Source organism: Paenibacillus sp. B46(2026), assembly GCF_056786355.1.
On the sequence record NZ_CM165907.1, the window covers coordinates 993,285 to 1,017,568 of the forward strand.

Here is a 24,284-nt window from a genome sequence, read left to right on the forward strand (position 1 = left end):
AGACCTGAGAGATTCTGAGTTAATGCGTGCCAAGATGTGAATCTGCTTCACGCTCGATCAGGTGCATCAATTTGCGCTCGGTAGCGGTCTCTGGTGCCGGGGTGTAGACACTGCAACGTAGATCAGAGCTGCCTTGAACCTGCAACGAAGTCAGATCAAACAACATTTTTCCTGCTTTGGAATGTCTGAATTCGATTAATACATCCGGTGCACTGCTGACACTGCTTTGTTTCCAGAGCGTATGAAAATCGGGATGTTTGTTCATCATGTCATCCAGAAATAAATTATACCATTCATCATCGACATACTGACCATAATAAGCACGAAAAATCGCCAGAAATCCGCTAACAAAATCCTCCCAGTTCACCGCGAGCCTGCGAAATTCCTTTCGATCAAATAACAGACTGATCATATTCCGCTGTTCGGGGGGAATCTGTTCAAAATCCATAAAAACATGCCGGGCCGCGTCATTCCAGCCGACGATGTAACAACGCCGATCCGAGATCACGGTAGGGCAATATTGAAGTTCCTGCAAGATTTTTCGCAAGGAAGGGTGAAGTTGAACAGGTTCTTCTTCCAGCGTAGGCAGCTCCGAATGATGTTCCATGGCGAGCGAAAACAGATATTTTCGTTCATCCGCAGTAAGCCTTAGTGCTGAAGCGATGTTGTCTAAAACGGAATGGGATACCTGAATATCCCGACCTTGCTCAAGCCAGGTATACCACGTTGTGCTCACGCCTGCCAGTTGGGAAACCTCTTCTCTCCTCAGCCCGGGCGTTCTGCGCCGACTTCCCGTGGGTAAACCGACCGATTCCGGAGAAATTTTGGAGCGTTGTGTTTTCAGAAAAGTAGACAGGGCTTGTAACCTGACATCGTAGTTCAATCCATCACCTTCGATCCTCATTATCATGGTAGTCATTATACTATTATAATTGACAACTTGTAATAGGATATTCGAAAGTGCACTATTAGTGTCATAGCGTAAGAGTAAGGTAGCAAAACGTGCTGAAGGAGGATGGACATGGAACGAGTTGTGATTACGGGGATGGGAGTTATCTCTCCTTTGGGAAATGATGTAGATACATTCTGGAATGGATTAATTGAGGGTAGATCAGGTGTATCGCCTATAGAACATTTTGATACAGCTTCTTACAAAACCAGAATCGCTGGCGTGGTCCGTGAGTTTGAGGGTGAAGAGCGTTTTGGGCGCAAGGAGGCAAGGCGTATGGACCGATTCGTTCAATTTGCTATTGCTGCCGCAGATCAGGCCGTATCGCAATCAGGCCTCGTGATGGACGAACTGGACCGTGAGCGGGTAGGTGTGTATATTGGTTCCGGCATAGGCGGAATCCAGACATTGATGGAACAAGGCAAGGTCCTGTCCGATCGGGGACCTGCGCGAGTCAGCCCAACCCTGGTACCTATGATGATATCCAATATGGCTGCGGCTATGGTCAGTATGAGGTTCGGTTGTTGGGGGCCGACATTGTCGCCCGTAACGGCTTGTTCCATTGGCAATACAGCCATTGGAGAGGCTTTCCGGTTAATCCGCCATGGCGGAGCCGATGTCATTATTGCTGGAGGAACAGAAGCGGCTGTAACCGAAGTGTCGCTGGCAAGCTTCGGTAATGCGACAGCGTTGTCTACAAGAAATGAAGCGTTCCAAACAGCAAGCCGTCCATTTGATGCGGGGAGAGACGGTTTTGTCATGGCAGAAGGCGCTGGAATTCTGGTCGTCGAATCCCTGTCTCATGCACTGGCAAGAGGGGCGAATATTCTGGCTGAAGTGATTGGATATGGTGCCAGTTCAGATGCGTATCATATGGTAGCTACCCATCCGGAAGGCCGGGGTGCATATCTGGCGATGAAGGCATCATTGAGAGAGGCTCAGATTGGCCCAGAAGACATCGATGTGATTAATGCTCATGCCACCAGTACAGAGGCGGGTGATCTGTCCGAGACGAGAGCGATCAAACAACTTTTCGGGACAGCTGCCTATGATATTCCGGTCACAGCGAATAAGTCCATGACGGGACATATGCTTGGTGCAGCAGGCGGTGCGGAGGCGATCTCGCTTATCCAAAGCCTGCGACATGGCATCATTCCTCCAACGATCAATCAAGAGCAGAGGGACCCCGAATGTGATCTGGATTACGTACCTAACGAGGCAAGAAAAGCAGAGCTGCGGATTGGGATGTCTAATTCCTTTGGATTCGGGGGCCATAATGCCGTTATTGTTCTTCAAAAGTATTCATCTTGAGCAGAAAGAACAGCCGTAACCAAAGGAACAGCGCTGCCTGATGGGGCTACGCTGTTCCTTTGGTTACTTATGGATCATCCGCAAATACTGTACCGTGGTTGACGGCCGAGTGATTTTACACCTTACGAAGAGAGAGACGTCGATTCAGCCATGCCTTTGTTACCTCGGCTCAGCCAGCTTACACGCCAGCGGGATTGCATGAAGAGAACAAGGAACAGGGAAGCTGCTGCAATCAGGCTAAGAATGACAAAGCCTGGCGTGTAGGATTGATAACTGTTATACAGTTGGCCGAGAATCAGCGGCAGCGCGTACCCGCCCAATCCGCCAGCGGCACCTACTATACCTGTCATCAGACCAATCTCGTTGCCGAACCGTTGAGGAACCAGTTGGAACACAGAACCATTTCCGGCTCCCAGACACATCATACCGAGGAATAGCATGACGACTACAACCGGAAGCGGTGGCATGAAGGATACACCGATTAACATGACACAAGCTCCTGTGTATAGGAATGTCAGCATGCGGGTTCCACCAATTTTGTCCGCCAGGTAACCCCCAACAGGCCGGAAGAAACTGCCTGCGATCACACAGAACGTGGTAATGTCTGCCGCACGAACAGGAGAGAGTCCATACTGGGTGTTGAAGAAGATGGTGAGATAGTTACATAATCCAACGAAACCGCCAAAGGTTACACAATAGAATGCACAGAATACCCAGGCATCTTTTTGTTTAAGCAGACTTCCGTATTGGGACAATTTCTTGGGTTCAGGCCGATTAGGGCTATTCTTGGCAAAGAGAGAAAAGAGAATAAATACGATAGCGATTGGTATAATAGCAAGTCCGAACACGACTTCCCAGCTGCCAAAATGTGTAGCCAAGCGATTGGCAAACAACGTCGCGAGTACGGTTCCGCTGTTGCCCGCCCCGGCAATACCCATGGCTAGACCCTGATGCTCCTTGCCATACCATTGGCCCGCCAGAGGTAGCGCAGCGGCAAAGGAGGCGCCTGCCACACCCAGCAAGAGTGCTACCACGTACAGTTGGTTTAAGGAATCAACCCATAACCAGCCGAGTAACAAAGGAAGCAGTGTGACAAGCATACCGATCTGTGCGGTCAGTTTCGGCCCCATATAATCAGACATGAAGCCAAGCACAAGCCGCAGGATGGAGCCACCAAGTATAGGTAACGCGACCAGATTGGCCTTCTCCAGCGGAGTCATTGGATAGTCCAATGCAATGATAACTGCGAGTGGGCCAAGCATCCCCCATATCATAAAACTGATGTCAAAATACATAAACGCCCCGAAGAGGGTGGGCTTATGCCCGCTTTTCCAAAAACTTTTGCTCTCCATCATCCATCATCGCTCCTCATCCAATTGAAATCTTCGTGATTTGTCTATGTGCGTGTTGAGGCAGAAAAAGGCCGCAATTCGTCCAGATATGAACGATTTGCGGCCCCGTTGCCGACAGGCGGTACACGTCATTGTGTTCCCGCATCTGAGTTGATCACAGCACTGTGATTTTGATTCAAATTATAATCAAGAGAAAATAGAGATGTCAACAAAAATTACACGAAATTTTAAATAATTCATTTTTTAATCATGTTTCGGGTTTATCATGTTAATTATGTTGACATATGATTGAGATTCCCTTAATCTGAATCTAATATGAATCTACACAATGGCGTGTGGATTCCGGAGGCAACGGTGCCCTTTTCCGAATCATGGAGAAGGGATTTTTCTGTTTATTTTCAGGAGTGAGAGAGATAGGGGGCAGCCCATGAGCAGAAGCAAACTGGTGATTATCGGGAATGGCATGGCTGGAGTGAAGTGTGTCGAAGAGATCATCGCACTGGAGCCTAATATGTATGAGATTGTAATTTACGGTAATGAACCCCGTCCCAACTACAATCGGATCATGCTATCGAAAGTATTGCAGGGTGAGCATTCGTTACAGGATATCATTATCAATGATTGGACCTGGTATGCCGAGCATCATATACGGCTATGTACAGGTGAAACGGTGCATCGCATTGATACCCGTGGAAAATATATAGAGACGGAATCCGGAATAAAAGAAACCTATGATGTCCTGATTCTGGCGACGGGGTCTTCACCGTTTATCCCACCGATTCCGGGAATGGATAAAGAGCGTGTCATGTCTTTCCGAACGATTGATGATTGTACGCGCATGTCTGATTATTCCAAAGCATATCGTAAGGCCGCAGTCATTGGTGGAGGTTTGCTGGGTCTGGAGGCTGCGCGTGGGTTGCTGCATCTGGGCATGGAAGCTGTGGTGGTCCATAACGCACCTTACATTATGAACCGACAGCTCGATCAGAAGGCTGCAGCGATGCTTCAACAGGAACTTGAAGGGCAGGGCATGTCCTTTCTTTTGGCCAAAAATACGCAGAAAATTACCGGGCGATCACAGGCCCAAGGGCTGCTATTCACAGATGGTTCCAAGCTTGAAGCTCAGGTTGTCATTGTCGCTGTTGGGATTCGGCCGAATGTGGACCTGGCCAGACGAAGCGGAATCGCTACGAATCGGGCAATCATGGTGGATGATTATATGCGCACCAGTGCACCGGATATATACGCCGTTGGGGAATGTGCTGAACATCGGGGAATCAGTTATGGGCTGGTTGCCCCCTTATACGAGCAGGGGAAAGTACTCGCACGTACGCTCTGTGGACGGGAAACGCCTGAATACAAGGGTTCAATTCCTTACTCACAATTGAAGGTATCGGGAGTTGATGTTTTCTCGGCGGGTGAGATTAGCGGTGAAGGCATGCAGACTGCAATTCAACATCTGGATGGCATTCGAGGCACGTACAAAAAAGTACTGATGCAGGCTGGCAAAGTACGCGGCGCCATTTTATTTGGAGATACAGCTGAAGGAACGGCATTGCTTGGACTGGTGCAACGAGGTGCGGATGTAACGGAATTGGCTCCGCGTGAAGGGGCCCCGGACCCGGCTGAGGTGGCTGCTGCGGCATTACCGGCTCAGGAGACCGTATGTGCCTGCAACAATGTGACCAAGGCTGCCATTATGAAGGCTATTCAAGAACAGGGCCTCGAGACGGCAGATCAGGTTAAGGACCAGACGAAGGCTTCAGGTTCATGCGGTGGCTGTCGCCCGATGGTGGCTGCTCTGTTGAAACATACACATAATCTGAAAAATAACGGTGGTACTGGCGTAGTAACCACACCAGAGAAAATGGCTCCAATGCCTGTATGTGGCTGTACTGAACTTGGGCATGCAGGGCTAAAGGAAATGCTGGATGACATCGTTGTTATGGAGATAGACCTATCAGACATACCTTTGATTCTGCAGAAAATGGGTTGGGGTTCGGAACATGGTTGCACGGTATGTCGCCCCGTAATCCATTATTACTTACAGGTATCCAATCGATCGATCAATGACAGAGAGATCATGAATACGGAATATCTTATAGTTGAACGAAATGGAAATCAGGCTGAATTTTCAAGGGATGATGAGATCGAAGGTCACTCGGAGGTTCAGGTGCGCTGGGATGATTATATCCCATTGTCATTCTATGCAAGGGATGCAGGGAGCTTGGCTGCGCAGCTTCGTACGCGTTGGATCGGTGCAGCGATGCCGTCACCCGTAAATATAGGCGTCGCACCAGGAACGGGATCATTGGTTAGCGCACTTGTGCAGGACATCGGTTTGCTGGCTTCACCAGCTGGCTGGGAGATCTATGCAGGCGGTCATGCAGAGCATCCGGTCAAGCAAGGTGGCTTGCTCGGGGTGGCTGAGTCAGAAGTACAAGCGGCCACACTCGCATCAGCCTGCCTTCAATGGTATCGCCAAACCGCCTGGTATGATGAGCCATTATGGGCATGGACCGAGCGATTGGGATTCATGTCGATTCGGGAAACGTTGCTGGATGACCAGTTGCAGAAGGAACTTGCAGCTACACTTCAAGCAGATATATAGATGAAAGGCGGGGATGGAAGATGGGATTATCCGTGAGTTCAGAACCAACAGCCTCCAAGCTCTATGTAAAGGAAACCCAGTGTCCGTATTGCAGTGTGCAATGCAAGATGACTGTTGAAGAACTGGCTGCACCTATTGCAGGCCAGCGTCGTGGTGAGTATACAGTTCAGGGTGTTCCAAATGAAGCCTCTCAGGGCAGGCTGTGTGTGAAGGGTATGAATGCTCATCAACATGCGCTCAGTGGTCAACGATTAATGCATCCACTGATTCGTCGCGATGGCGAGCTGGAACCCTGTTCCTGGGAAGAGGCCATTCAGACCATCGCAGAGCGGTTCCAGGACTTGAAAGATTCTTATGGAGCAGATACGGTCGGGGTGTACGGAGGCGGATCTTTGACGAATGAGACGGCCTACCTGCTGGGCAAGTTCACGAGGGTTGCGTTGGGGACGAAGTATATCGACTATAATGGACGGTTCTGTATGTCAGCTGCGGCTTCGGCTGGCAGTAAAGTGTTCGGGATGGACCGCGGATTGACGTTCCGCCTGTCCGATATTCCGAAGGCGGGCTGCATTGTACTGGCAGGTACCAATATTGCAGAATGCCAACCTACCCTTCTGCCATACTTCAATCAGGCGAAGGAGAACGGAGCCTTCATTATCGTTATTGATCCACGCAAGACGGCAACCGCAGCCATTGCCGATCTTCACTTGCAGGTGAAACCTGGCATGGATGCCTTGTTGGCGGATACCATGTTGAAAGTGATTATGGATGCCGGCTTGGTGGACCCTCATTTTATAGGCGAACGAACGCATGGTTACGAGCAATTGATACAAGGGTTGGCTGATCTGCAACTCGAACAGGCAGCGCAAGCGTGCGGGGTTGATCTGGCGCTGATTCGTCAGGCAGCGATGGCCTATGGTGAGGCAGAGACAGGCATGATCATGACAGCACGTGGTGTGGAGCAGCAGACGGATGGGCATATGGCCGTGAGGCACTTTCTGAACCTGGTGCTGGCGACTGGCAAAATCGGCAGAGAAGGCTGCGGGTATGGCGCCATCACAGGTCAGGGGAACGGGCAAGGTGGACGGGAGCATGGGCAAAAGGCTGACCAGCTGCCGGGTTATCGATCCATTGAAAATGAAGCTGATCGTGTCTATGTGGCATCCGTCTGGGGCGTGGACCCTGCAAGTTTGCCAGGCAAAGGAGTCTCGGCCTACGAGATGATGGAGAAGGTCCATGATCAGGAGATTCGGGCATTGCTCGTAATGGGCTCCAACCCGGTCGTATCCAATCCCAATGTGCGTTTGGTGGAAGAAGGTCTGCGCAAGCTGGACTTTCTGATCGTGGCAGATATGTTTCTGTCCGAGACAGCGCGAATGGCCGATCTGGTTCTCCCGGTTACGTCTTATATGGAGAATGAAGGTACACTCACCAATCTGGAGGGGCGTGTTTTACTTCGTGAACAGGGGCGACCTGCGCCGGGAGAGACGCTCGATGATTGGGATATATTATGCCGAATTGCTGCGCAATTGAACAAAGCCGCTTACTTTCAATATGACACTGCTGAGGATATCTTTAATGAGCTTCGTGTGGCGAGCCGTGGTGGAGTGGCAGATTACTATGGCATTACCTATGAGCGTTTGCGTAACGAGAAAGGGGTGTACTGGCCGTGTTCTGCCCCGGAGGAGCAGGGAGAAGGGCTGCTGTTTGGTGAACGATTCGCTCATCCCGACGGCAAAGCGGCTTTCACCTTTGAGTCAAGCCCGGGATGGAATGATGTATCTCCGGAATTCCCCTTGATTCTGACCAATGGACGTGTGCTTCCTCATTATCTTACTGGTGTGCAGACACATCGTAGCCCGGCACTCGCAGCCCGTGAATTGGAGAACTTCGTTGAACTTCATCCGGCTACCGCTTCCCGTCATCGCATTCACGATGGAGAGTGGGTAGAGATTCAATCGGTGTACGGAAGCTTCACGGTTCGTTCGCGCATCAAAGATTCCATTCGGGAGGATACCTTGTTCGTACCGATGCATTGGGGTGGTATTCAGAATGTGAACCGGGCAACCAGACCGGAACTGGACCCGTTCTGCCGGATGCCTGGGTTCAAGACAGCAGCCGTAACCATTCGACCGTTGCGATTGGCCAAATGATTCATACCGATTTCAGATTACAGGTTTCCAGCGTCATAAGCTGTTTTGATGGTAGCTTAGCGGCTGCGCAGTCCATATTTATATGAGACTGTGCGGCTTTTTTTGCGTATATGTACGCAAGTAGGCCATAGTTCCGTGGTTCCACGTAAACATGAGGATTGGCTCATGAATATGGTTTGTATTTTAGTTATGATGTTCATTAGGGGTACATATGTACGTATTTTGATTATGTTTTGAGTCAGATAGCAGTTTCACGTTTAGGCCATTACACTTCGTGGTATAGATATCGGGGCTTATGGAAGCTTCTTCAAATAGAGCAGGACAGAGGGGGCAATACAGTGAACGTATGGATAACGGTAAAAAGTCTGGGTAAGCGCAAGCCGGTACTTGCCAAGCAAGCTGCCGAACTTCCGGAAACAACTCATACGTTAAGGCAGCTCATTGAGAACATGGTGGCTCTGCAAGTGAAAGCTCTTCAAGACAAGAACCAACAGGCAGAATTGCTCGCCTACCTGATGCCGGATGAGATTGAGGCGCAGGGAGCGGCGGGGAAAGTCGGATTTGGTGCAGTTTACAACGAGGGTGTTCCTGATCTGGTGGTTGCGATGGAGACAGCGATAACTGCCTATGAGGATGGATTGTACAAAGTGTTTCTCAACGATGAAGAATTGCAGGAGCTGGACGAGTCACTTGTTATAAAAGACGGCGATAACGTGGTATTTATCCGTTTTACAATGCTTGCCGGACGTCTGTGGTAGAGAGCGATCAAGGAGGAGAACAGGATGAATCAGGAAGATCAGGTACAGGTGTATATGGATGGATTGCAGGATAGAGCCAAGTCGTTCACAGGGGTACAGCTTGAGCTGGCAGGCTATGTTGTGGAGATCGCCGGGTCTACGTATTTGCGTGGAGACGAAAAGATGTTTTTGAATACAGAAGGGTTGCTTGGAAGGCTTGCCGCGGAAACGCAGAAACCATTATTCCAGCCACTATTGGATGTGCTCCAGCATCTGGCGAGCGAGTCATTGGTTGAACGATTCCGTTATATCGCAGAGCGTGCAACTCGTTTTCCATACAGTAACAACTATGAACGCCGGCCTTTTCGCACATCCGATCCGGAGCAACATGTAGCACAGGTCATCCGCAAACTGATGGGATTGTTCCGAATGGAAATGCAGAATTTCTCCCTGGAAGAATATGTGTCACTTCGTGAGTACAAGCTGGATTATCTGCATGAGATCCGTTGGGTCCTGGCGGATTGTATCGCATATGAACTGGATCATCAGGGCGGAGGTATGAAGCAGGCACTGCACGATATTATATATGGTGACAATCAGACGGCATTGTTAACCCATGAAATGATCAAAGGCATATTCATGAGCGATCAGGCGGATGCCTATCAGATGGTGGGTGAGCTGCTGGTTGCAGCAAGGTTGCAGGAAGGACTGCGCCAAAGCATTGTGGAGCGGATGGATGAAGGGACACTGGAAGCCTATATTTACATATTAAAAATCATTATCGACAACAACCTGATTCGTTTCAGTTCCGTGGTAAGAGCGCTCGCCGTATGGACGGGGATCGGCATAGAAGCAGCCAACCAGCGTGTTGCCGCACAGTTGATTGAACAGGCCTATCAGGCGCTTGTGCAACCAGAAGTACGCGAGGCCTGGCAGCAGGAAGCAAACGCCAACAAACTCTTTATCAGTCTGTGGGCGACAGCGGTCATTGAAGAGAATGAATTGAAGATCAAGATAATCGAGATTATGGATCAAGGTCAGTTATATCAGAAGATTGTTGCCCAATATGTACTGGCTAACAGCCAGAACAGGGAGCTTCGTTTGCACATTGCACGTCGTTATCTGGAGGCTCAGGATACCGAGTTGATGCACTGGATTGTGACCAACTATGATGCGATGTATATGTACAACTGGAGTTTCGAGAATGGAGAAAATCAGCGTAGCGTCTACGTGTGGCCATTGCCTGCTCTTGGAGATAAGGCCTTGCGGCGTCAGGACTTTGATCGGTTCAAACAGATGCTTGCTGTCATTCCAAAAGGCGGGTCAGGTGGACCGTCGGGTGTATTGGAGTATGTTCACTACCGGATTGATACGGATGATGTAGTGAAGAAAATGTTATATCTGGCCGCTTATGATATGGACCCGGAATGGATCGGTGAAGTCATCGCAATTAAGGACCATTTGAGCCCGGAACTGCGCGGAGAACTGTTGTCCCAGTTTGTTCAGCATCCCGAGAATGAGGTGCAAAGACAGTTTGTGTTTGAGAGTTTGTCTGATAAAAGTATGAGTAACCGGGAGAGTGCACTCGCCAAAGCGAAGCTGCTCACGTTGACGGTTGATGAGATGAAACAGATGGAGGCGTTGATGAAGCTCAAGACAGGCTCACTTCGTCAGAAGGTCATCCATGTATTATTACTGCAACCCGTGGACCAATTGACGGTCTCACTGAAGCGACTTTTGCAGGCTAAGAGTGAACTGCAGCGTCTGGGAGCGCTCGAATTGTTGACCGAGATTGCGGCAGATCCGGAGCGGGCAGACCAGCAGGAGCAATTGCAGCCATTGGCACAGCTGATTGAGACACCCACTGCCAAGGAACAGAAACTGCTGGATAAGCTGACAGATCAGGGGAGTCGTTACACAGCCTATAATGGATTTGGTTTATTCGATCCGAAGCGACGTGAGCCATTGCTGGATGAGAAGCGTGACCTCAAGGGCCGTACTCCGAAGGATATCTTTACGCTCTCTCTGGATAAGACCAGACCATTCCTGGAGGGGCTCAATGCATTGGTGCATGAACACAGGGATTATGAGTATGAAGTGGAGTACTACGCTGGATACAAAGACACATTGTTAGTCGGAGCGAGTCTTCGCTCCAGGGTTCCGTATGCAGAGCGCAATGAAATGAAGCAGCTTGATCAGTTTCCGCTTCATGACGTATGGGAGAACTATATTCAACATGCCGGGTTCAGCAGTGTGGAACTGATGCAGCTATACATGGTTATACAGCTCCGGGAGTTCAATGGCAATTTGAGCGATTTTTATAGTTATTTCCGTGAGCAGTATGACTATGACGAATTGCAGAAGATTCCGTTATTGGAAGGCTGGCGCAAGTCGTTTGCCGAGCAGATCTACCCTATGGAGGATATTGAAAAGCTACAGCAGATGCTGGATTCGTTAACGTATAAGGATCAGGTAGTGGTGCTGATATCGGCGGCATTTCTGGATAGCGATCCGATCGACACGTTTGAAATAGCTGAGAAAACCTGGGCCTCCATCATCGCGAGTATGCCTGCTGATCGACTCGAGAAGGAGTCAGGCATGCTTCATATTCTGACTGGACCTTGGAATTATGTAGTTCGTGGCAAAATCCATGACGATGACAGCTTCAAACGTTTCTTCCAGACAGCTTACCAGTTCACCAGTCTTGTAGAGAGTAGTCAGCCGCTGTCTTTACTGTCACTTGAAGATTTCCTGCGTGCGTACCAGTTGAACCTGATTGATGATCAGGAGATATATCGACAGGTGCTGGTCGGTGGGAATCGTCTGTTGTTTATTCGGGACTTAACATCCACTCGTACAGAAGTGATCGCGAGTGATCCGAAGCTTGTTCAATTGCGAGATGCGGTGGTCGATCGCATTTTGGAGATTGAGCTGACCCGGGGAGAGCTCTCTACAGAAGTAAGCACACTTGCCATGAAACTGGATCGAATTGAAGGCATGGAACACTGGGTACATCTGGTCTCTGCGATGGATCAGGATACATTTGTCCGTGGATATATCTACAGTTATGGGGACAACACAACACGCAAAGAGACATTCAGCTATCTGATTCAGAATTGTCATCCACGGGATGGAGAAGATGAGAAACGACTCGGAGAGTTGCTCCAGAAATATCCGGTGAATGAGAAAAAATTGCTGGAAGCAGCCATGTACGCCCCGCAGTGGATGGAGATTGTTGCGAAACATCTGGGATGGGAAGGTCTTCGCAGTGCAGCCTGGTACTTCCATGCCCATATCAATGAACGCTTTACTGCGGAGAAAGAAACCATCGTGGCCCACTATTCTCCAATCTCACCACAGGACTTCAATGAAGGTGCGTTTGATATCGTGTGGTTTGAAGAGGCCTATGCTGCTGTCGGGGAGGAACGGTTCAATCTGTTATACGATTGCGCCAAATATATCTCTGGCGGAGCCAATCACCGCAGATCTCAATTGTTCGCAGATGCTGCACTGGGCAAGCTTCGACTGGACGATATGCGTGAGTCCGTGTCAGACAAGCGAAACAAGGATCATTTGTTAACCTACAGCCTGATCCCATTCGCGGCTAATCGGGAACAGGATCTGCGTGAGCGATACGACTTCATTCAGAAGTTTCTGATGCAGAGCAAACAATTCGGTGCACAACGCCGTGCCAGTGAAGGTGTGGCATCACAGATTGCACTGGGCAATCTTGCTCGTAATGCAGGTTATGCCGATGTTACGCGGCTGATGTGGGACATGGAAGCACGTAAGTTGGATGAGATGAAATCCTTCTTTGAACCTCATGCATTGGATGCTGACACGACAGCACAATTGGTCATTGATGAGGAAGGCCAACCCGAGATGGTTATCGTTAGCAAAGGCAAGACACTCAAGTCTGTACCTGCCCGGTTCAAAAAAGATGGATATATCGCTGAACTGAAAGAGCTCAAATCGGATCTGGTGGATCAGTATCGCCGGGCACGGCAGGAGCTGGAACGTTCGATGACTGCTGGAACATCCTTTACACGTCAGGAAATTGCCAGTCTGATGCAAAATCCGGTTATACAACCGCTGGTAAGAACACTTGTATTCCAGTCAAGTGACAAGACGGGAAGATTCGATGTATCGTCCAGTGGTTTGGTTGCTCCAGGACCGGAGGGTACGATCCATGCACTATCGGAACAGGATCAACTGTTGATTGCTCATCCGCTTCATCTGTATCAGAGCGGAAGCTGGAGTGAATTCCAGCGGGATCTATTCAACCGTCAGGAGCGTCAGCCGTTCAAGCAGGTATTCCGTGAGCTGTATCTTCCTAATGAGGACGAATTGGCTAATGGTACGGTGTCCCGCCGCTATGCCGGTTATCAGATTCAACCGAAAAAAGCAGTGGCTCTGCTGAAAGGACGCCAATGGACGGTCAGTTATGAAGAAGGTCTACAGAAGGTAAGCTACGAGCATAACCTGATCGCGAACCTATATGCCATGGCGGATTGGTTCTCACCGGCAGATACCGAAGCACCAACGCTGGAGACGGTGCAATTCTACGATCGCAAGAGCTACAAACCTGTAGCGCTGCAAGATGTGCCGTTGACGTTCTTCTCGGAAGTCATGCGTGATATCGATCTGGTGGTCAGCGTTGCACATGTGGGAGGCGTAGATCCGGAGGCCAGCCTGACAACAATCGAGATGCGTCATGTCATTGTGAATGAATCGTTGCGTCTGCTGAAAATTGACAATGTACGTTTGGACGGGAATTACGCACGAATTGATGGTGAATTGGGTGAGTATGCTGTTCATCTGGGGAGTGGTAATGTGTTCAAACAAGCCACAGGTGCACTTCATATTGTTCCGGTGCACAGTCAGCATCGGGGTCGAATCTTCCTGCCATTCCTCGATGAAGATCCGAGAACAGCTGAGATTCTGTCCAAGGTGATGTTGCTCGCCGAAGATAAAAAGATCAAGGACCCGCAGATTCTGGCACAGTTACAGAACTAGAAGTGAACCGCCCCTCGTCGTGGGGCGGTTTTTTTATCTGTTACTCTGGAGAGATTCCAACATAAAGGCAACGGAGGAACCTGTTAAAAGGGACTTCAGTTGCTTTTATATTATTGAATATTTCAATGGGCGGGATTGGTTCCAGTTTCAAATAGACTTAGGACCCAGAGCGTCTGGGCATATTCCTTAATCTGATAATTAATTGCATTAATTGGTTGATCGGGAGTGGGTCGAACTGACTGTTTTTAAAAGTAAAGAATTTGTTCTAAAGTGGTTACGAAAATGTAAATAATTCGTTTTCTTATTCTGTTACCCGAATCCAAAGAGAGATGATTCCAAAGAACTAGGCTTGTTCTAATCGAGCTTTTACCAAATTTAAGGGGATGTAATTCATGAACAGGTCGGCTATCGTTAGGAAGCGAAATCTGCTGACTTGCTTGCAGGTTGCAGTTTCAGAAGCCATGTGCAGGACGACCTGAATGCTTGAAAGACTGGGATCAAGCCAGTTTGCATTCCCTTGTATACATGTATTCAAGATGTGTGCGAGAAAAATGATCAAGAGAGAAGGAGAGCTTACAACATGAACAGAAGACTCAATCTGATTTTCCTCAAACGATGGTTTATGTTATTAATCATCGTGGCGGTTGCGGCTATGCCGCTACACGCCTTCGCCGCGGAAGCGGAATCCGGGGCCGATCGGCCATGGATGAACACATCTCTATCTGCGGAAGAACGCACCGAGCTACTGCTCAAGGAGATGACGCTGGAGGAGAAAGTTGGATTCGTAACAGGAAAAGTCAATAACTATTATGGTTTCTATAATGATGGATTGGAGCGCCTCGGCATTCCGGCATTACAGATGGCAGACGGACCTGCAGGGGTACGTGTGGCTAACCCGGATGTGCAGGACAAAAAGTCCACAGCATTGCCTGCACCCATCGCGCTTGCCGCTTCCTGGGATACCAATCTTGCCAAGAAATATGGCGATCTGATCGGTCAGGAAGCACATGATACAACACATAATGTAGTTCTGGGTCCTGGACTGGATATTGCACGTACGCCATGGGGTTCCCGTAACTTCGAATCCCTCGGGGAAGATCCGCTACTGGCTTCGGGCATGGGTGCAGCCTATGTGAACGGGATTCAAAGTAATCCGGTTATCGCTACAGCGAAACACTATATCCTGAACAACCAGGAGACGGAACGTTTCACGACCAATGCTATAGCGAGTGAACGTGCGATTCAGGAAGTCTATGCGCGTCCGTTTCAGGCCATGGTCGAAAAAGCGGATCTTGGTTCGGCTATGTGTTCATTTAACCAGGTGAACGGTACATATGCTTGTGAGAACAAGGAGATGCTGACGGATGTCCTTAGGGATCAGTTTGGCTTCGAAGGGTTCGTCATGAGTGACTACGGTGCAAACTTCAGCACGGCCAAATCCGCTAATGCCGGCTTGGATCTGGAGACACCTGGAGAGCCTTACGGCAAATGGGGAAGTAAGCTACTGGAAGCCGTGAATAATGGCGAAGTGAGCGAGCAAACCATTGATGAGAAGGTTAGACGCATTTTGCTTCAAATGTTCGATAAAGGGCTGTTCGACAACCCTGTAACGAATACACAAATCAATGCCAAGAAAGACGGCAAACAAGCACGTGAAATTGCAGAAGAGAGCATGGTTCTTTTGCAAAACAACGATAATACGCTACCGCTGTCCAATAAAAACGTGAAATCTATCGCTGTCATCGGACCGGATGCTGATAACGCATCTGCTGCTGGTGGAGGTAGCAGTCTGGTTAATCCGACGTATACCGTAAGTCCACTGCAAGGCATTCGTGATCGTGCCGGTAATGATGTGGATGTAAAATATGCTGCCGGAACCGATCCAATCTCCGCAGGAGATGCATTTAATGGACCGTCTGCTGTACCTTCCACTCTTTTATCACCAGCGGATGCTCAGAAAAGTGAAAGAGACTATGGTACAGATCGAGCGGAATACGGTCTGCGTGCCGAATACTGGACAAACAAAGATATGGAAGGCAATCCTTCTCTGGTTCGTACAGATAATCAGGTCAACATGAATCTTGGATTCTACAACTATGAAGGTTTTAACGCACAATCATCCAAGCTTCCCGTGACACCAACGAAATTCAATGCCAAAATGTCCGCTCGTTGGACAGGGGCGATCACAGCACCTCAAACGGGTGAATATAAACTGTCCCTGACCAGTCTAGGTTCTGCGAAACTGTATGTGGATGATGAGTTACTCGTAGACAATCAAGGTGAAACATTGAGTACAACAAAGAAAGAAATCTCGTTTAAAGAAGGCGAGTCCCACAATATTCGAATTGAGTATCGTACGGATTTCCCGGTACAGACCAATCATGATATGGGTGCACAGGTTCGTTTTGGCTGGGAAGCTCCAGAAGACGCTGTTGATATCAAAATGCAACAAGCAGTTGATCTGGCGAAAAAATCCGATGTTGCCGTCGTGGTAACTCGTACGTATGACAGTGAAGGTTACGTCGACCGTTCCGACCTGGAGCTGCCGAATAACCAGGAACAGCTGATCCGCAAGGTAGCGGCAGCCAATCCAAAAACGATCGTTGTGCAAATGAGTGGTCGTGCTGTTGAAATGGATTCCTGGCAAAAAGAAGTGCCATCCATTGTTCAGGCTTGGTATGCAGGTCAGGAACAAGGTAATGCAGTGGCACGTGTGCTGTTCGGTGATGTGAATCCATCCGGTAAGTTGCCGGTGACGTTCCCATCAGATGATTCCCAGACCCCGGTATCCACTGCGGAACAATTCCCGGGTGTGAATGGGGTGGGCAACTACTCCGAAGGTATCTTTGTAGGGTATAAAGGATATGACAAAGAAGGCATGACACCGGCGTTTGCCTTTGGACACGGACTGTCGTATACCGATTTTGATTATCGTAATCTGCATGTGAAAAACACTGGCAAAGGCGATAAGGAAACCGTAGAAGTATCCCTGAATCTGCGTAACATCGGTAAAGTTTCCGGTGCAGAAGTTGTACAGGTCTATGTTGGCAATCTGCCAACTAAAGTTGAAACACCAGAGAAACAACTTGCTGGTTGGGCGAAGGTCGATCTGAAGGCAGGCAAGCAGCAACGGGTCAACATTCAACTGGATCGCAGCGCATTGTCCTATTGGGATGAAACATCCCATGAATGGGTAATGCCTAAGGGTAAAGTTCAAGTGTATGTTGGCAGTGCATCAGATGATATCCGTCTGACAGGCAGTGTGAATATCGGAAGCAAGTCCGGTAAATAAAATTGCAATCAGGGAGAGTGGAAGGTTGTTCTCCCAGTGAAGTTATTTGCGTCAAATGCAGTTTGTTCTACTTCATATATATAGGAAATTGAGTCGTGGCCTAGTGGCCGCGGCTTTTTCCACAATGGAAGGAGAGTGAAGCGTGATGAACATAGGTTGGCGAGAACATCCCAAACGATGGATGATCCTGTTGATCGCTGTTTGTTGTGTCGGTGTAGGAATCTGGCTTATCTTCAACCGAAGTGAACAACCCGTTCGGCCACCGGTTGTAGACAAGCAAAGAGCGACCGAAGTCTGGTTAACCACGGGAGATCAGCAAAATCTGCTCACACCACAGAAGCCCATTCCAATTACAGTTCACCATGATGCAGACACAAGTTCTTCAGTTTCTTCGACGCAGGAGTCAGACATTTCTTCGTCGGAGTTTACCATACAGATTGATCCAGACAAGACCTATCAGACCATGGATGGATTTGGTGCAGCGATGACGGGTTCGTCGGCACATCTGATCAACGAGCTTCCAGAGGAGCAGCAAGAACAACTACTGAAGGAACTGTTTACGACGGAAGGGCTGAACATGGATATGGTGCGTCATACGATTGGTGCCTCCGATTATTCGGTGGATGAATCAGGTGAGGCTTCAAGTTATACCTATGATGATATCGAGTCTGGCACGGATTATGAGATGGAACACTTTTCGATTGATAAGGATCAGGAAGTTGTGAATAAGCTGGAGCGTGTAGCTGGGCTGAAACCGGATCTTAAAGTGTTGGGTACACCGTGGACGGCCCCTGCATGGATGAAATATGGGGAGAAGACCATTAACGGCTGGTATCTGGATTACAACGATCCCCAGGTGTATGAAGCGTACGCGAGCTATTTTGTGAAATATATCGAAGCTTATCAGGCGAAGGGCATTCCCATCTACGGAATAACGTTGCAAAATGAACCGGAGTTCACCTCGGATAAATATCCCAGTATGAGTATGAGAGCCGAAGAACAAGCCATGTTCATTCGGGATTATCTCGGCCCGGCGCTACAGGATGCGGGACTGGATACGCGAATCATCGCGTATGATCATAACTGGGATCAGGCGGTCGAATATACCAGCAAGGTACTTGGTGATGAGCAAGCTGCTACCTATATCGATGGATCTGCTTTTCACTGTTATGCAGGTGATCCATCTGCCATGTCGGAAGTGCATGAGCGCTTCCCGGACAAACATATCTATTTTACCGAATGCAGTGGTGGGGAGTGGAGTCCTGACTTTGGCGAGAATCTGAGCTGGCAGATGTCCAATCTCATTATTGGTGCACCTCGCAACTGGGCAAAAAATATATTGCTCTGGAACATCGCACTCGATCCGCAAGGGGGTCCCACGAACGGTGGCTGTGAGAACTGCCGTGGGGTTGTGACGATAGACCCGGAGCGTGATGTTATCACTAGAAATGTCGAGTATTATGCGTTAGGTCATATCAGCCGTTATGTGCGTCCGGGAGCTGTAAGAGTTGATTCTACGCAAGAACAGGGCCAGATCGAGAACGTAACCTTCCGTAATCCGGATGGAACGATGGTGTTGGTTGCAGCTAACATGGGTGAGGCAGAAGTTTCCTTTGATGTAGTCATGGGCGGAGATTCGTTTCAATATATACTGCCTTCCCAATCGGCAGCAACCTTCCGTTGGAATCCCAAAACGGGGGGAGAACGTTGACTCAAGATTGGAAATTATGGGTACAGATTGAATGATGGACATGGTAAAATACACGTAGAGTTATTTCAAATTTGATGCATTAAATAAGTCCGATCTCAGGATCGGGCTTTTACATAGCCTTTTACTTTTACTAGAAAAGGGAGAATACATTGGACATGATAATGGTTGCATATCGGGAACAAGATCATGAAAAGTTGGTTGGAATCTGGGAGAGTGCTGTTCGGGCAACCCATACGTTTTTGGAAGAGCATCACATTCAGTTCTATAAAAAAGTGGTGAGCGATGTGTTGCAGCACAGACAATTTGAGGTTTGGGAAGCGCTGGATACGGAGCAACAACCCGTGGGTTTTATTGGTTTGCATGATAATTTTATTGAGATGTTGTTTGTAGAGCCGAGTCAACACGGACAGGGTCTGGGACGTCTTCTAATAGACCGTGCCTTCAAAATCAAAGGTCGTCACCTCAAGGTGGATGTCAATGAGCAGAATAGTGGAGCAGCCCGATTCTATCAAAAGATGGGATTTGTACAGATAGGAAGGTCCGAGTTGGATAGTTCCGGTAATCCGTTTCCGCTATTGCATCTGGAGATTAAATAGGAACAGGCTGCGAGTTATCATTGGTTGACCATAGGATAAATGACCACGAAGAGGAGTGTGCAGGATGACACAGATCAAGGTGACACCGGAACAACTGGAGACGGTCAGTGGGCAGTTCGCTAAGGCACATCAGCAATTATCGGGATTCATGTCCACATTGGACGGCAAGATGAGTGTCATGCGCAGCAATTGGGACGGGATGGAACGGGAACGTTTCTATAACGATTATTCAACGGCTCAAGGCACGATGAAGTCCGTTCTGGAACGGGTTCTGTCTATTCAATCGGAACTGAAGAAGATCGCTGAGCGTTTCCGCACGACGGATGAAGAGGCGGTAAGCAAGGCTCTTATGGCGGCTTTGACCGCGGCACAGACGCTTACAACCATGGGCAAAAATAAAGGCGAAGGTCTGGACAAAACGTCAGGCCCACCAAAGAACATGGAGGAATGGGATGAGAAGGATGCCGAGAAGTACCAAAATTATGATGAAATGCTGAAGAAAGCCGAAGAGATGGGCGACGAACAATTGGCGCAGCAGATTCAGGCCAGCATGAACATCATTCGGCTTCAGTATGAAGATGTGATCTACCAGACGGACCCGAATACGGGCAAGACGATTAAGATTACTGAAGATTCCATCGTGGGTACGTATCAGGTGAAAAGCGACAAGGGAGAAACGACCACCATCAGTCTGGATAAACAGGGCAATGTGGTGGACTATAGCAAGGATACGGAAAAGTATAAGTATTCGGAGCAAACGCACACGACCAGTCAAGGAGAGCATCTCTTTGGCAAAGTGGCACAAACGGCTACAGCCTACGGCATTGGTCTTCTGCTCACAAGCAAGACTGGCTCTGCCTTCACGGAACATGCGACAGGACTCGGTTCATCCTTCGTCGCGGACAAATTCCTGTTCTCCGTGCCGGAGGAAGGCGAGACACGTACGATGATCTACCGAACCAATAAGGAAACGGGCAAAATGGAAAATATGATCGTGGTCACGCGTGGCGACAACGATATTGAATATACTCCGTGGCGGGATTACTACTAAGCCGCGGATGGGTCGACAAGCGGGCAACGCAGGGCTACCTGATTGCGGCCTGCTTGCCGACCCACCGCATGGAGCCATGTGGTTGTATATCACATGGCTATGCGTGTGGAGGGCAGGCTGCTTATCCGTGAGCCTGCCCATAGAGAAACACCCCGGCAACCTTCTCTCTGAGATGGGCAGGATGCCGGGGTGTTTTGGGTTCTCCTTACCGAGCAGCCACGGTCGAATGACCGGGCTGTAAGGAGATCTTTTTTTGCCAGATATTAATGTGTCTCTTCATCGAGAAACGGTTTGTTCACCGCATAATACATAAAGCCCATCAGCAGCACACCGCCCACCAGATTACCCAAAGTCACGGGAACCAGGTTGTGAATCACGCCTTCAAATGAGATCGTCCCCGGATGGTTCAGCACAAGTGCAATCGCGAACGTACACATATTAGCGATGCTGTGCTCATATCCCGAGATGAAGAAGCAGAACACGAAGAGCATCATGGCGAACATTTTGGCTCCATTCTCCTTCATGAACATCGGCACAAAGAACGCCATACATACAAGCCAGTTACACAATATTCCCCGGAAAAAGAGCTGCATGGTCGGAACTTCCATCTTGTGCTCCACCACGCTTAACAGAAAACCATTCACCTGGGACGAGTCGAACAATCCCGTCAGGTAAATTAACAGGGCAAACACGGCCGCGCCCATCAGGTTACCGCTATAACTCGCAATCCACAGCTTGATGACTTCGAACCAGCGCAGTTTCTTGCGCAGCGCCGCATACGTGTAATAAAACGTATTGCCCGTGAACAGGTCACCACCACCGTAGGCAATCAGAATAATTGCCGCGCCAAACGTAATTGCTGCCATAGGATAGGTGAACGGGGACTGCTCCATATAAAAGAAGTTACCTGTCTTAAACGCCACGATGACGCCGAATCCAATAAACATACTAGCCAACATGGAGCGTGCAAGGTACCTGATTAAGCTTTGTTTATAAATCTTGTGTTTCTTCAGAGCCAGTTGTTCCACGTTGCGTAAAGCTTCCGTTTCCATAATTATCCTCCAGTGTGTTATGAGTGAACTAAGTTTTCTACATTATAACTGTATTTTGATTTGAGGGTTTACAGAATTTTGAAAATTGAATATAGTAAAAAATAAAAAACCTTTTTATGTATGAAAAACTTCTTTATCCCATCTAATTTACATTAAATGTAACGTTGATTTCAAGAACCGATACGACAGAAACTTAACTCCTGCACATCCTGCGTCTATTTACTCTCAAACTCTTCTCTTCCAATGAATGCAATGAGCTGAATCATTCTAACAGTCACCAGCCCTGAAAGTGAGGTGCTTCAGCATACAAACAAATCACAAGCTCTCTTACCCTTTAACCGTTGAAGTGTTTTCAACCGAAAGATTCTCCGATCAAGCCGAGATTACACGGTCTTGGGCAGCGATTGGTGTTCAGGTTCAGTGGATTTGGAGGTTGATACCGGAACTTCCGTCGATTCGGATTCTAGGCAAGGAAATTCGCATTGACAAAGCAACATTAATCCATTCAAGAGAAGGGGCAGTTCAGATCATTCTTTGCGAAGCCATATCTAACAATGGACAAGCTGTACAAGAAGTCATTCTCGATGAATTTTTTTATGATGCCGAATGGAGAAATCGTATTTTACTAAGTGGAGAACGTATTCTTGAGAATCTCGATAGAAGCGAACTTGGAAATATTTTAGCCCATGTCATTTCAGGAGTGAACTACATGGGTACCCGTACGAATACCGCTGAGCAGCGATACAGCTTGTACAATCCAGGCGAGCTGTTGCTCACCCCATCTCAGCAATTGATGGCGCGTGATCGTATTTTGTTTGAGTTTCAATCTCCGCCAGTTCAGCAACGGGGAAGGATATTATGGATTTTCGCTAATCCATATACGGACCTGATAGCAGGTCCGTATGGTCTGGATATATTGAACGGCATTAGCCGTGAGCATGGGTATCAGACGCGGCTGGTGAATCCTTTTTTGGAATATCTTGAACCGGAGCAGGGGTTGAAGGAGATCATCAGGGATTTTGAACCTGATCTGATAGGGCTCTCTCTTCGCAATATGGATGATGCTCTAATCATTCACAGTCTGGATGGAGATTCGAACGCTGTGGATACTCAGGATTTGCTGAAAAGAGTTCGAACATTGGTGGAAGGGGGCATGAGAGGATACGATGGACCTGTAATCATGGGAGGAGCTGCATTCGGCACGGCGCCTAAACTGCTGCTTGACTATTTCGGACTGCATTATGGTGTTATCGGAGCCGCGGATGAGGCGATTGGTCAGTTGTGTTCCATGTGGAGACCCTGTGATGTTCACGAGAAGGAACATCGTTGGCAAGCTGGTTTTCATAATATATGGAGGAATTTACCTGGTGCTGTCTGGACGGAAGGCAACGAATTTCATCATTGTCCTGCGAGTACATCCCGTGTACTCGAGCAGTCCTCAAGAATACGCAGAACCTTGCCATATACCCTGATGAATCGAAAAGAATGGATGCCTGAACCGGTAAGAGGTGCTCAGGGCTGTGCGTTAGGCTGCAGCTACTGTTTGGAATCGGTGAATCGTAAAGTCATGAGTTGGCGTAGCGTGGAAGACGTCGTGGATGAAATGGAATTCTCGTTACTGCATTACGGGATACAGGTGTTTCATCTTGCGGATTCTGAAGCGAACCTGCCCTTTCGGAGGCTTACCGATCTTGCCAAGGAGATTCTTCGTCGTGGGCTTGAAAAATATATTCTGTGGACGGCTTATCTAAATGTCAAACCGTTTGATACGTCAGCGATTCCTTTATTGATTTCTGCCGGATTATACCGATTCAAGTTCGCCATTGACCATTTTCACAATAATATGTTAACCAGCTATAACAAAAATTTTCGTGAAAAGGATATTGAAGTGTTGCTTGACAAGTTTCAGCCGTTTTTGAATCAAACGCAGTTTTATGCAGGAATATTGTTGGGTGGACCGGGCGAGAACGAAGAGACTTTGAATTACGCTGCACGCAGAATGCAGGATTATACGGCTAGAGGGTTTACATTCTATTACAACGTAGGTGTGAGAATTTATCCAGGAACCCCTTATGCTGAGCTATGGAAACAAAGTCGGGATAAGCAGGGCTATTACGGTCCAGGACAAGCGGATGAAGCTTTATCCCCGCTGGTCTACTGTGCCCCTGAAAGTCCTAGAGTGCTGGCAGCAAAACTGGAGAAACGGTTTGAAGATGATCCTAACGTATTTCGCATGAATCAGGAAAGAGTTCCATTGGTTGGCTACGAAGCTTATCGAAAATATCTCGTCGCTTGGCAAGCCTGGCTTGTTGGCAGGGAGGAAGAGGCCGCCTCCATTTTGGACAGTATCCCAAACTTGAGCCTGCTGAAGAAGGGTGAGGCATTGCGCCGATTACTGCGAATGCGTTCCCGTAACCTTAATAAACACCAAATGAACTAGAGGGGAGATACGG

The 24,284-nt window shown here is 48.5% G+C and carries 13 protein-coding genes; 10 read left to right on the forward strand and 3 right to left on the reverse strand.

The window, feature by feature from the left end:
- Nucleotides 1–19 precede the first annotated feature (19 nt).
- Nucleotides 20–883, reverse strand: a complete 864-nt coding sequence (locus AC1S8V_RS04650) for a helix-turn-helix transcriptional regulator (protein WP_482074389.1) — start codon at nucleotides 881–883, stop codon at nucleotides 20–22.
- Nucleotides 884–1,021: 138 nt separating this feature from the next.
- On the opposite strand from AC1S8V_RS04650, the gene fabF reads away from it, so the two are divergent.
- The gene (gene fabF / locus AC1S8V_RS04655) at nucleotides 1,022–2,260 is read left to right on the forward strand and encodes a beta-ketoacyl-ACP synthase II (protein ID WP_482072624.1); all 1,239 of its coding nucleotides are present in this window, start codon (nucleotides 1,022–1,024) and stop codon (nucleotides 2,258–2,260) included.
- A gap of 122 nt (nucleotides 2,261–2,382) precedes the next feature.
- Here fabF and AC1S8V_RS04660 read toward each other — a convergent pair whose 3' ends face one another.
- Complete coding sequence (locus AC1S8V_RS04660) at nucleotides 2,383–3,612, reverse strand: nitrate/nitrite transporter (RefSeq protein WP_482074390.1); 1,230 nt, start codon at nucleotides 3,610–3,612, stop codon at nucleotides 2,383–2,385.
- A 427-nt stretch (nucleotides 3,613–4,039) separates the two neighbouring features.
- On the opposite strand from AC1S8V_RS04660, the gene nirB reads away from it, so the two are divergent.
- The 8 genes from nirB (at nucleotide 4,040) to AC1S8V_RS04700 (ending at nucleotide 20,779) form a co-directional block, all read left to right on the forward strand.
- The gene (gene nirB / locus AC1S8V_RS04665; protein ID WP_482072625.1) at nucleotides 4,040–6,223 is read left to right on the forward strand and encodes a nitrite reductase large subunit NirB; all 2,184 of its coding nucleotides are present in this window, start codon (nucleotides 4,040–4,042) and stop codon (nucleotides 6,221–6,223) included.
- Between the two features lie 20 nt (nucleotides 6,224–6,243).
- Nucleotides 6,244–8,376 (forward strand): assimilatory nitrate reductase catalytic subunit NasC, encoded by a 2,133-nt coding sequence (nasC, locus tag AC1S8V_RS04670; RefSeq protein WP_482072626.1) that lies wholly within the window; start codon nucleotides 6,244–6,246, stop codon nucleotides 8,374–8,376.
- Nucleotides 8,377–8,714: 338 nt separating this feature from the next.
- Nucleotides 8,715–9,134 (forward strand): hypothetical protein, encoded by a 420-nt coding sequence (locus AC1S8V_RS04675; RefSeq protein ID WP_482072627.1) that lies wholly within the window; start codon nucleotides 8,715–8,717, stop codon nucleotides 9,132–9,134.
- Between the two features lie 24 nt (nucleotides 9,135–9,158).
- Nucleotides 9,159–14,129, forward strand: coding sequence for a DUF5724 domain-containing protein (locus tag AC1S8V_RS04680; RefSeq protein ID WP_482072628.1), 4,971 nt, complete (start codon nucleotides 9,159–9,161; stop codon nucleotides 14,127–14,129).
- Nucleotides 14,130–14,709: 580 nt separating this feature from the next.
- Nucleotides 14,710–17,421, forward strand: a complete 2,712-nt coding sequence (locus AC1S8V_RS04685; RefSeq protein WP_482072629.1) for a glycoside hydrolase family 3 C-terminal domain-containing protein — start codon at nucleotides 14,710–14,712, stop codon at nucleotides 17,419–17,421.
- A 145-nt stretch (nucleotides 17,422–17,566) separates the two neighbouring features.
- Nucleotides 17,567–19,132 carry a glycoside hydrolase family 30 protein gene (locus AC1S8V_RS04690; RefSeq protein ID WP_482074391.1) on the forward strand — a complete coding sequence of 522 codons (1,566 nt, stop codon included), beginning with the start codon at nucleotides 17,567–17,569 and terminating at the stop codon, nucleotides 19,130–19,132.
- A gap of 155 nt (nucleotides 19,133–19,287) precedes the next feature.
- Nucleotides 19,288–19,728: a GNAT family N-acetyltransferase gene (locus AC1S8V_RS04695; protein ID WP_482072630.1), complete on the forward strand. Its 441-nt coding sequence runs from the start codon at nucleotides 19,288–19,290 to the stop codon at nucleotides 19,726–19,728.
- A gap of 64 nt (nucleotides 19,729–19,792) precedes the next feature.
- The gene (locus AC1S8V_RS04700) at nucleotides 19,793–20,779 is read left to right on the forward strand and encodes a WXG100 family type VII secretion target (RefSeq protein WP_482072631.1); all 987 of its coding nucleotides are present in this window, start codon (nucleotides 19,793–19,795) and stop codon (nucleotides 20,777–20,779) included.
- A 263-nt stretch (nucleotides 20,780–21,042) separates the two neighbouring features.
- Here AC1S8V_RS04700 and AC1S8V_RS04705 read toward each other — a convergent pair whose 3' ends face one another.
- The gene (locus AC1S8V_RS04705) at nucleotides 21,043–21,831 is read right to left on the reverse strand and encodes a formate/nitrite transporter family protein (RefSeq protein WP_169482905.1); all 789 of its coding nucleotides are present in this window, start codon (nucleotides 21,829–21,831) and stop codon (nucleotides 21,043–21,045) included.
- 346 nt (nucleotides 21,832–22,177) lie between these two features.
- Between AC1S8V_RS04705 and AC1S8V_RS04710 the strand changes: the two genes are divergently transcribed.
- A complete protein-coding gene (locus AC1S8V_RS04710) occupies nucleotides 22,178–24,271 on the forward strand; it encodes a B12-binding domain-containing radical SAM protein (RefSeq protein WP_482072632.1) in 2,094 nt (697 codons plus the stop codon).
- Nucleotides 24,272–24,284: the final 13 nt, after the last annotated feature.

What these genes read in the sequence shown, in the direction of transcription:
- fabF (WP_482072624.1), top strand. Translation starts at nt 1,022, where the DNA reads ATGGAACGAGTTGTGATTACGGGGATGGGAGTTATCTCTCCTTTGGGA.
- AC1S8V_RS04660 (WP_482074390.1), bottom strand. Translation starts at nt 3,612, where the DNA reads ATGGAGAGCAAAAGTTTTTGGAAAAGCGGGCATAAGCCCACCCTCTTC.
- nirB (WP_482072625.1), top strand. Translation starts at nt 4,040, where the DNA reads ATGAGCAGAAGCAAACTGGTGATTATCGGGAATGGCATGGCTGGAGTG.
- nasC (WP_482072626.1), top strand. Translation starts at nt 6,244, where the DNA reads ATGGGATTATCCGTGAGTTCAGAACCAACAGCCTCCAAGCTCTATGTA.
- AC1S8V_RS04680 (WP_482072628.1), top strand. Translation starts at nt 9,159, where the DNA reads ATGAATCAGGAAGATCAGGTACAGGTGTATATGGATGGATTGCAGGAT.
- AC1S8V_RS04685 (WP_482072629.1), top strand. Translation starts at nt 14,710, where the DNA reads ATGAACAGAAGACTCAATCTGATTTTCCTCAAACGATGGTTTATGTTA.
- AC1S8V_RS04690 (WP_482074391.1), top strand. Translation starts at nt 17,567, where the DNA reads ATGAACATAGGTTGGCGAGAACATCCCAAACGATGGATGATCCTGTTG.
- AC1S8V_RS04695 (WP_482072630.1), top strand. Translation starts at nt 19,288, where the DNA reads ATGATAATGGTTGCATATCGGGAACAAGATCATGAAAAGTTGGTTGGA.
- AC1S8V_RS04700 (WP_482072631.1), top strand. Translation starts at nt 19,793, where the DNA reads ATGACACAGATCAAGGTGACACCGGAACAACTGGAGACGGTCAGTGGG.
- AC1S8V_RS04705 (WP_169482905.1), bottom strand. Translation starts at nt 21,831, where the DNA reads ATGGAAACGGAAGCTTTACGCAACGTGGAACAACTGGCTCTGAAGAAA.